General features: G+C 67.1%; 1 protein-coding gene and 1 pseudogene. Both read left to right on the forward strand.

The features are described from left to right. Positions 1-102 precede the first annotated feature (102 nt). Positions 103-303 carry a hypothetical protein gene (locus JCM19049_RS14150; RefSeq protein ID WP_279403267.1) on the forward strand — a complete coding sequence of 67 codons (201 nt, stop codon included), beginning with the start codon at positions 103-105 and terminating at the stop codon, positions 301-303. A gap of 48 nt (positions 304-351) precedes the next feature. Beyond that, positions 352-1438, forward strand: a pseudogene (locus JCM19049_RS14155) (nitrite/sulfite reductase); the annotation flags it as partial.

Raw genomic sequence — 1438 nt, forward strand, 5'->3', positions numbered from 1 at the left:
CAGCTTTCCCAGCGCCTGGGCCGAGATGTGCAGGTGGCTACTGCGCCGGGCCGAACCAAGGGTGCCAGCAGTGGTGCGGGGACAGGCGGGGCAGCGCGCCTGGTGCTCAGCGCCCTGCTGGCCGAGGGGTTCTTCCAGGACAAGCTGCGTAGCACCGGCGCCTGGCAGGTGACAACACCGCTGTTGCCCGACGTCATGATCGCGCAATGTTTCCTTGAAAGACTTTTCCAGGCGCTGGAAGAGGCGGCGTGGGTGACGAAAAAAGTCGAAGTTGAGGCCGCTAAGCCGCACGAAGAGATGTGACAGCGACCGGTTGCCAGCGGGTGGGGCCCACTTCCTACGCTGGCAACCATGACGCAGACAACCACACCAAGCCGCCGGCCCCCACGGGCCGCGAAACCCAACGGGCAATGGAAAATTGATGGCCCCACCCCGCTGAACGCCAATGAGGAACTCAAGCAGGCCGATGACGGCTGAACGTGCGCGAACGCATCGAGACGATCTACGCGGTGCACGGCTTTGACTCCATCGACCCCGACGACCTGCACGGACGCTTCCGCTGGTGGGGGCTGTACACCCAGCGCGCCCAGGGCATCCCCGGCGGCAAGACCGCCACCTTGGAACCCCATGAGCTGGAAGATGAATACTTCATGCTGCGGGTGCGCATCGACGGTGGCGCACTGAGCACCGAACAGCTGCGGGTCATCGGGCAGATCTCCCGGGACTTCGCCCGCGACACCGCGGACATCACCGACCGGCAGAATATCCAGCTGCACTGGGTGGACATCGTCAACGTCCCGGAAATCTGGCGGCGGCTGGAAGCGGTGGGCCTGCACACCACCGAGGCCTGCGGGGACGTGCCCCGGGTGATCCTGGGCTCCCCGGTGGCCGGGATCGCCAAGGACGAACTGATCGACCCGACCCCGGTGATCCAGGAAATCGCCCGCCGCTACATCGGCAACCCCCAGTTCTCCAACCTGCCGCGCAAATACAAGACCGCGATCACCGGGCACCCCAGCCAGGACGTGGTCCACGAAATCAACGACTTCGCCTGGTGGGCGTGCAGCACCCGGAACTGGGCACCGGCTACGACCTGTGGGTGGGCGGGGGACTGTCCGCCAACCCGCGCCTGGGTGAGCGCCTCGGCGCGTTTGTCACCCCGGGACAGGCCCCGGACGTCTGGGAGGCGGTCACCTCCATCTTCCGCGACTACGGCTACCGCCGGCTGCGCAACCGGGCCCGGCTGAAGTTCCTGCTGGCCGACTGGGGCCCGGAAAAGTTCCGGCAGGTGCTGCAGGAGGAGTACCTGGGCTACGAGCTGCCCGACGGGCCGCCGGCACCCAAGCCCGAACAGGCCGGGGACCACTCCGGGGTGCATGAACAGCACGACGGGAAGTACTACATCGGGCTGACCGCCCCGGCCGGGCGGGTCTCGGGC

The organism is Arthrobacter sp. JCM 19049, assembly GCF_001310435.1.